We start from the raw sequence: 7730 nt of genomic DNA, 5'->3' as shown, positions 1-7730 counted from the left end.
GCGGGATCGTCCGTTCCTGCTAGCCGCCGATAAAAACTGCAAACTGCTGAAAGACCGAGGCAACCTCTGGCTCACCAGCTGTGACACCAACTACGGCGGCTCCGGTGGTCCGGTGATGGTGGACGAAGGCGGAAAACTCAAACTCACCGCCATCATGGTCGCCTCCGCCCAAAACAAATTCTCCATCGCAGTGCCAAAGAATGTTTGGTCCCACCTTCTCGACAAAACGACCTGCGAAGGTAAATAAGCTTAAGCCTGCCTTTACCTTAAGCCCAACACAGCCTCACACACACCGATCCAACCCGTCCTGTCTCTTGTTGCCAACGAAAAACAACAAGGGACAAACCCATGAAATTTCTGAGTATCCTTGCCGCAATTGCTGCTTTCCTATCGATTTCGGTTGAGGCAAATGCTGCCCTTCAACAATGCCGAACTATTGACAGCGTTATTGCTTCATCTGAGCTGGACACAAATCGAGACCAAGGCGGACATATCGCAAAGCATGTGATCAACGAAGGCATTTTCAGCAGTGATGCAGATGCACAAGCAAAGCAAACAGACACATTTTTCCTGGATGAAGATCAGTATGAAAGCGTAGAAGCTATTTTCCTCGCAGGGGGTGTAGGTAATTGTGAAACCACAGGCTCTGCTGCCAACGTAGTGATTGACCTGGTACAGGCAGATTTTGCAGCTAAACCGGCTGCATTTATTGGATACAATTGTAAAGCTGGCTCAATCCTCACTGATAATAATCCATTTGCTGCTGGTCCACGGGTGTATTGTGGCCAGGAAGGGACATCTTTCACACCATCACAAATCCGGTTTGTTATGAAATGGACGGGTGAAAAATGGGTAATTCGAACGGCATTTCCGATGCCTTAAAATGAGTTGGGCGCAGCACCACGCTGCGCCTTCCACTATGGCGACGTCTTAAGCCGCAACACGCTTTGCCAAATACCGCTCCCGCACATCAATGATACAGCGCTGTCTCGACGACTGACTTACCTCGTGTGGAGCGAACTCGGATTCCACACCATCCAGAAAATCCACTGTTTGCCTCAGCAGCCCGAGCTGGTCATCTGGGAACCAGTGAGGCTCGGTCTCTGTCATCTTCTCAACGTACCGCACACCAACCTGCTTCTGGAAGATCGTGTCCGGCTGGCCGTCACGGGTGCAGATGCCATAGGTGCCGTTGAGAAAGTGACCCCATGTGCGCTCCTCCAGATCCCTGTCAAACGCGCTCAGCACCTCAGGGTAGGACACATGCAAGCGAGATCCCAGCTCTCCGGCACGAAATGCCTCTTTGGCATTGCGGAAACGGGAGAGGAAAAACGCTTTGGCGGCCTGTTCCTGTGTCAGGCCAAAACACTGCAGATCCTCAAACCAGCGCCGATGGCTCTTCAGGTGGAAGCGATAAAGCTCCCGTTCCTGATACTGACCAAAGAAGGAAACACACAGCGAGCTGTTGGTGAACAGGTAAGAGGCGGCAGGCATCACCCGCCGCTCCAGCAGGCTCTGCCAGTCCGCGGAGGAAAGGCCAAGCAGACCCAGAAACACCTGTTCCTCATAAAACTCCGAATAAAGATAGTTGAGCAGCATAATCATACCTCGCAGCAATAAAAACCGAACTGTGACGATGAATAACCTGAAATATTGGAAGGATGCTTCCATGCCGATCGAACTAAGTTGTGCTGTCAGGGCTGTCATGCCCTGCGGAAAAAGTTCAGCGAAGGGCTGGCATTGCTTCATTACATTCTGTAAGACCCAATCCGACAAAAAGTTTCAGCAGATTTTGCGCGTGTCAGGTGTTCCTTGCTGCGGACGGCCATAAGCCGGAAAGAACACTTTAGAACTTTGCGCCAGATGGATACCCTCAAATCTGCACTATTAGAATACGCAGGAGTTTGCCTGCAAAAGGAGGCTCTATGAGCACAGCAGGCACGGAAGCCTATAAGGCACGCCGCACATTCGCGATCATCTCTCACCCGGATGCCGGTAAAACCACACTCACCGAGAAACTGCTTTTAGGTGGTGGTGCGATCCGTGCTGCGGGACAGGTGCGTGCGCGTGGTGAGCGCCGCCGCGCCCGCTCTGACTGGATGAAGATTGAACAGGAACGCGGTATCTCTGTATCATCCTCCGTGATGACGTTTGAGCGCGATGGCATTCTCTTCAACCTGCTTGATACGCCGGGCCACGAAGACTTTTCTGAAGACACCTATCGTACGCTGACCGCTGTTGACGCAGCCATCATGGTGATTGACGCTGCAAAGGGTATTGAAACCCAGACCCGCAAGCTGTTTGAAGTTTGCCGGCTGCGCGATATTCCAATCATCACTTTCGTCAACAAAATCGACCGTGAAGGTCGCCACCCAATGGAAGTCATTGACGAGATTCAAGAGGCACTGGCCCTTGATGTGACGCCAATGAGCTGGCCTGTTGGTATGGGTTCCGACTTCTTTGGTGTTTACGACCATATCGGTAACCGCTTCTTCACCTCTACTGAGGGCCGCGGTGGTGCTCTGGATACCATCAAAGATGTTAAAGGTCTGGAAGACCCTGAGTTGATTGGTGAACTGTTCGACAACATCCGCGAAGAGCTGGAAGAAAACGTGGAACTGGGCGGCGCAGGTTACCCTGAGTTCGATCACGAAAGCTTCCTGGAAGGGCATCTGACCCCGGTCTTCTTCGGTTCTGCTCTGCGCGATTACGGTATCGACCAGATCCTCGATTTCATCGCCGCATATGCACCACCTCCACATTCTCAGCCAGCAACGGGTGGCCGCACCATCAAGCCGGAAGAGAAAAAGGTAACGGGCTTCGTGTTTAAGGTTCAGGCCAATATGGACCCGAAACACCGTGACCGCATCGCGTTCGTACGCCTGTGCTCCGGTACATTCAAACGCGGCATGAAGCTCAAGCATGTGCGTGCTGGCAAGGCAATCACCGTGTCCGCCCCAATCTTCTTCTTTGCAGAAGAGCGTGAGATCGCGGAAAAGGCCTATCCGGGCGACGTGATCGGCGTGCCAAACCATGGCCAGCTGCGTGTGGGAGATACCCTTTCTGAAGGCGAAGAAATCCACGTCACCGGCCTGCCAGCCTTCGCGCCTGAAATTCTGCGCCGTGTGCGCCTGACAGACACCATGCGCGTTAAACAGATGCGCCGTGGCTTGGAAGATCTGGCAGAAGAAGGTCTGGTGCAGATCTTCAAACCAGCCATTGGCACCAACTGGATTGTCGGTGTTGTGGGTGTGCTTCAGCTGGATGTTGTGGTGGATCGTCTCAAGGCAGAATACCAGACAGAAATTGGTTTTGAGACCGCCATGTACAACACCGCGCGCTGGATCGAGTGTGAAGACAAGCTCAAGCTTGATAAGTTCCTTGAGACCAACCGCGCCCATGTGGCACTGGACCGGGACGACAAGCCTGTTTACCTCTTCAAAAACGCTTGGGAAGTAAGCTACATCGGTGAAAAGAACCCTGATATCGGCTTCCGCGAAACTCGCGAAATCGTGCATACGTCTTAAGCTTATCTCCGAAAAGCGGTTTGGACTAGAATACGCCTAGAAACAAAGCCTTGGGCTCGGCGCGTGAACCTTGTGAACGCGACAGGCTCCAGGGCAGCAAGGATAAGAATAAGATGAAAGATCCAGCTCTCGATACATTGCTGCTGCCATTTGAAGATGGCCTGCTCAACTTTTTCGAGGAAGGTGCCGCTGATCAAAAAGCGCTCTTCCTGCGTGCTCGCATGGGTTTTGCCATGAATGGCATCGCCAAAGACTGCCTGATCTGCCAGCAGACATTCGCGCCAGACAGAGACAATCTGGAACGCGCTGGCTTCACAGTTGCACCGGAAGTTGACGGCCAGTACCCGCTCGTCATGCTGCTGCCTCCGCGCCAGCGTGATGAAGCCCGCGCCCTCATGGCAAAGGCTGTAAAGTCCGCAGGTGAGGGCGGCCTCGTTGTCGTCAGCGCCTCCAACACAGAAGGTGCCAAGACCGCTGAAAGCGATCTCACCAAATTGGCAGGCAACACCGGCAAAGTCTCCAAAAACAAATGCCGTGTGTTCTGGGCAGAAATTTCACCAGAAAATGTGAACCACGAGCTGGTGGAAGAATGGTCCAAACTGGATGCGCCCCGCGAAATCATGGAGGGCGAGTTCGTCAGCCGTCCGGGCGTGTTCGCATGGGACCATCTGGACAAAGCCTCTCAGCTTCTTGTTGCAACACTGCCAGAGAAACTGGCGGGCCGCGGCGCTGATCTGGGCTGTGGTTTTGGCTACCTGACCCGTGAAGTTGCCAAACGCGAAAAGGTCAAAGCTATTGATCTTTATGAGGCTGAAAAGCGCGCGCTGGACTTGGCTGAGCAGAACCTGAAGGGTAAGACCGGAGAGGTCGCGCTGGACTTCATCTGGCAGGATGCCACCAAAAAGCTGGCCCGCACCTACGACTTCATCTTCACCAACCCGCCATTTCACGCAGGTGGTAAGCAGGACCGTGCAGATATCGGGCAGGAGTTCATCAAGTCCGCCGCCCGCGGCTTGCGTCCATCCGGCCATCTGTGGCTGGTCGCCAACCGACACCTGCCATATGAAGCAACGCTGGATAAGGTGTTCGCCTCCTACGAGATCATGGCAGACCAGAACGGCTACAAAGTCATTCGTGCCATCAAGGCGAATAAGTAAGTAAAGCGCGCATACGCTCGAAAAGTGGGCACCGGTTTTCGGATAAGCGTACGCGGCAACAGAACCGAAGGTTCGAAAAATGAGACTTGTAAAGCTATTGGCAAATCTGGGATACGGCAGCCGCAAAGAAATGCAGGCCGCCATCCGCAATGGTTGGGTCACTGATAAAGACGGCAACCCAATCAAAGCCGATAGCAAGCTGCCTCATGAAGACATCCTGTTTGATGACGAGCCGCTGGACCCACCAGAGGGCTCCGTCATCCTGCTCAACAAACCGCTTGGCTACACGTGTTCCATGAAAGATCGCGGACGTCTGGTGTTTGATCTGCTGCCAGACCGCTACCGCGTCCGCAAACCAGCTCTGTCCTTTGTGGGCAGACTGGACAAGGACACCACTGGCCTGTTGCTGTTCACTGATGACGGCAAACTCCTGCACCAGATCATCTCACCCAAGGCAGATGCCGCAAAGATCTATGAGGTTGAGCTCGATCGTCCGATGACAGGCGGGGAAGCGGATCAGTTTGCATCCGGTGAAATGATGCTGGAGAACGAGACCAAGCCGCTCAAACCAGCAGAACTGGAAGTCCTGAGCGAAACAACAGCCCGCCTCACTCTCCACGAAGGCCGCTACCACCAGGTCCGCCGCATGTTCGCCGCCACTGGCAACCACGTCACCAAACTCCACCGCGCCCAGCTCGGCGGTTTGACGTTGGACGGCGTGGAAGAGGGCACCTGGAAACTGCTCTCACAAGACGACATCGACAAGATCTTTGGCTAAAGTCCATCCCGCAATGGTCGCCTGCCACTGGTCTCTCGGAAGTGCAGTTCGGGAGGCCAACTCCAACCTACTACATCCCGCCACTAACAAACCCGCACTCGATGCGGGATCTATACCTACGAGACTCTAAGGATCAGTCAACCTCCCAATTCTGCTCAGGTTGTCAGACCAGAAGATGAACAAGGGCTTGGCGTAAATGTTCTTTGCTGGCACGTATCCGACTTCTGAAAGAACGCGGCTGTCCAGAGAATTGTCTCGGTGGTCGCCGAGCATAAAATAGTGGCCTTCAGGGACACGATATATTGGCGTGTTGTCTAATGCGCTATTTGAGTGAGCATCAAGGATCGGATAACTCATCCCGTTGGGCAAGTGCTCTAGCATCTGTGGTATTCGGAATGTTGTACCATTCGGGCTAGTCACGACGAAATCAGGAAGTGGACTCAGCTCGAGAGCTTTTCCCTTCAAGAATACGTGTCCCTCAGTTAGTTGGATTGTGTCGCCTGGCAAGCCTATGATGCGTTTGATGTAATCAGTCTCGCCATCGATGGGTAGTTTGAAAACGACAATATCACCGCGCTCGGGTTTGATGCGGTCAAAACCGCCTGCATTAGCGACAATGTAATCACCCGAAAGCAAAGTTGGTGCATTGCTGCTGGATGGAATAAAGAATGGCTCCACCTGGCGAAAGGAGGCGAATGGCTGATCATAAATATTCAGCGAGAATGGGAACAAAAGCCATACTACAAAGTAGACCAACCCCCGATTGTAGACCTTGAGAGAGTAGTTTTGCTGATTTCTGCACAAAAGCAATAGATCAATAAACGCGATTATGTAAAAGCAAACTAAAACTGCCGAAACTGCAACAACATACAACCCGTTATCAATGTATCTTGGGAGCGGAATGAGTGTAAAAATTAACCCTGACCATAAGAGCGAAAAAAATAGAACAAAACGCTTTGGTCGTCCTAAATAAAGGTATCCAGCACCTGTAAAAAATTGGAGCAGCAAAGCTACCCACCATATGCGCTGCTTAATAAATAACCTACTCATAGTGGCAGTTGTCATGCCAGAATCCCTGTTCGGGTATAATTTTACCCATTGATATCACAGATTGTATCTCGCGCAAGCCACACTCACAGAGCCTAGATCCCAGCCCAGTGCCCTCACCCTGGACGGCGTCGAAGAAAGGAGCTGGAAACTGCTCTCACAAGACGATATCGATACGATCTTTGGTTAGTCGCAGACATCACCGCCCAGCCTTCTCCCGCACCATCTCCAGATGAGTCCGGATCTTCTCCTCATACGCCCAGGTGGAGAGCAGGTTGCCGAGCAGTTTCTGGTTCGGCGTGCGCAGGCAGACCATGTAAAGCTGGGTGTCCAGCGCCGCCATCCACACCAGCGGAACCCACAGCGACCAGCAGGCGACCTCAGCCAGCACGTAGCCGCCGGATTGCACAATGACCCAGTTTGTTACCCAGTAAATCCCGATGGCATAGAAGATCGTCAGCGCGCTCATCAAAACACCCGCAAACAGCCCCCAATAGAGCCCCTTGCGTGCCCACAGCAGTATAGACAGGTAGACGCCCCACATCCTGAACAGGGTCAGGAGGTGATAGAAGAACAGGCGCCTGAATATCCAGCCGAAGACCATGAACCGCTCGCAAACAGCCAACACCGCCAAACCCTAAGGCGGCGCCCCTTAACTCCGCGATAAACCGCAGGCGCAACTTGCGCGCACCCCGCTTACCAATCACGATGGCTTAAGAAAGAGGCCGCACCGGAATGCAGATCACCGCGGGCTGTGGCCCCGCCTCGCCGGTCATGGAAGGATACAGCTGGAAGCAGGGGATGTTCTCCGGCTCGTACCCGCTCAATGGCAACCACGTGCCATACATATATTCCCACGCCGCCTGCGATTGATCATGGGTGATCACAAAGTGCCCGCAGGCATAGCGCCCGCCGCCAACCACCATCTTGCCCACTTCACCCTCAACATCCGCTGGTCCGCGCAGCGTCAGGCAGGAGCTGAAACGCATCTGCTCCACATCGGTCACCTGCGGATCATCGTGGAACAGGCACATCATCTCCGCCCCATGCATCAGCCCGCGCGGTCCGGCCCATGCCATCAGCGCGCCAAACGCCTCGCCAAAAATCTCGGGCCGTTCCTGAAAGTTGCCCGTCCGGCGCACATAAGCCACCGTGCGCGGCTCCAGCTTGCACACCTCAACCTTGTCCGCCACCAGCCCGCTCGCAGGCCGTTCCAGCACC

At 53.7% G+C, this 7730-nt stretch carries 9 protein-coding genes; 5 read left to right on the top strand and 4 right to left on the bottom strand.

Translation table 11 applies throughout. From position 1 onward, the window contains the following. The coding region (locus tag PPL9_RS32370; RefSeq protein ID WP_200962275.1) for a hypothetical protein at window positions 1–247 on the top strand (247 nt) is incomplete at its 5' end. A gap of 101 nt (window positions 248–348) precedes the next feature. Continuing rightward, the gene (locus PPL9_RS11325; protein ID WP_057462800.1) at window positions 349–882 is read left to right on the top strand and encodes a hypothetical protein; all 534 of its coding nucleotides are present in this window, start codon (window positions 349–351) and stop codon (window positions 880–882) included. A 48-nt stretch (window positions 883–930) separates the two neighbouring features. Here PPL9_RS11325 and PPL9_RS11320 read toward each other — a convergent pair whose 3' ends face one another. After that, window positions 931–1749 carry a DUF6058 family natural product biosynthesis protein gene (locus PPL9_RS11320; RefSeq protein WP_057462799.1) on the bottom strand — a complete coding sequence of 273 codons (819 nt, stop codon included), beginning with the start codon at window positions 1747–1749 and terminating at the stop codon, window positions 931–933. A gap of 176 nt (window positions 1750–1925) precedes the next feature. Between PPL9_RS11320 and PPL9_RS11315 the strand changes: the two genes are divergently transcribed. From PPL9_RS11315 to PPL9_RS11305, 3 genes are all read left to right on the top strand, one after another. Further along, entirely contained in the window at window positions 1926–3527 is a 1602-nt protein-coding gene (locus PPL9_RS11315; protein ID WP_057462798.1) for a peptide chain release factor 3, read from the top strand. Window positions 3528–3640: 113 nt separating this feature from the next. Further along, complete coding sequence (locus tag PPL9_RS11310) at window positions 3641–4684, top strand: class I SAM-dependent methyltransferase (protein ID WP_057462797.1); 1044 nt, start codon at window positions 3641–3643, stop codon at window positions 4682–4684. A 79-nt stretch (window positions 4685–4763) separates the two neighbouring features. Continuing rightward, window positions 4764–5462 carry a pseudouridine synthase gene (locus tag PPL9_RS11305; RefSeq protein WP_057462796.1) on the top strand — a complete coding sequence of 233 codons (699 nt, stop codon included), beginning with the start codon at window positions 4764–4766 and terminating at the stop codon, window positions 5460–5462. A 126-nt stretch (window positions 5463–5588) separates the two neighbouring features. Here the strand turns inward: PPL9_RS11305 and lepB are convergent, their stop codons facing one another. The 3 genes from lepB to PPL9_RS11290 form a co-directional block, all read right to left on the bottom strand. Next, window positions 5589–6527: a signal peptidase I gene (gene lepB / locus PPL9_RS11300; RefSeq protein ID WP_057462795.1), complete on the bottom strand. Its 939-nt coding sequence runs from the start codon at window positions 6525–6527 to the stop codon at window positions 5589–5591. 181 nt (window positions 6528–6708) lie between these two features. Then, window positions 6709–7137, bottom strand: a complete 429-nt coding sequence (locus PPL9_RS11295; RefSeq protein ID WP_244273381.1) for a hypothetical protein — start codon at window positions 7135–7137, stop codon at window positions 6709–6711. Window positions 7138–7222: 85 nt separating this feature from the next. After that, window positions 7223–7730 (bottom strand): GyrI-like domain-containing protein (locus PPL9_RS11290; RefSeq protein WP_161831273.1); only part of this gene is annotated, 508 nt, incomplete at its 5' end.

Origin of the sequence: Pseudovibrio sp. POLY-S9, assembly GCF_001431305.1 — a bacterium.
In the GTDB taxonomy this organism is placed as follows: Bacteria; Pseudomonadota; Alphaproteobacteria; order Rhizobiales; family Stappiaceae; genus Pseudovibrio.
The sequence above is the reverse complement of the archived record's forward strand: the minus strand, read 5'-3'. Positions and strand labels throughout refer to the sequence as shown.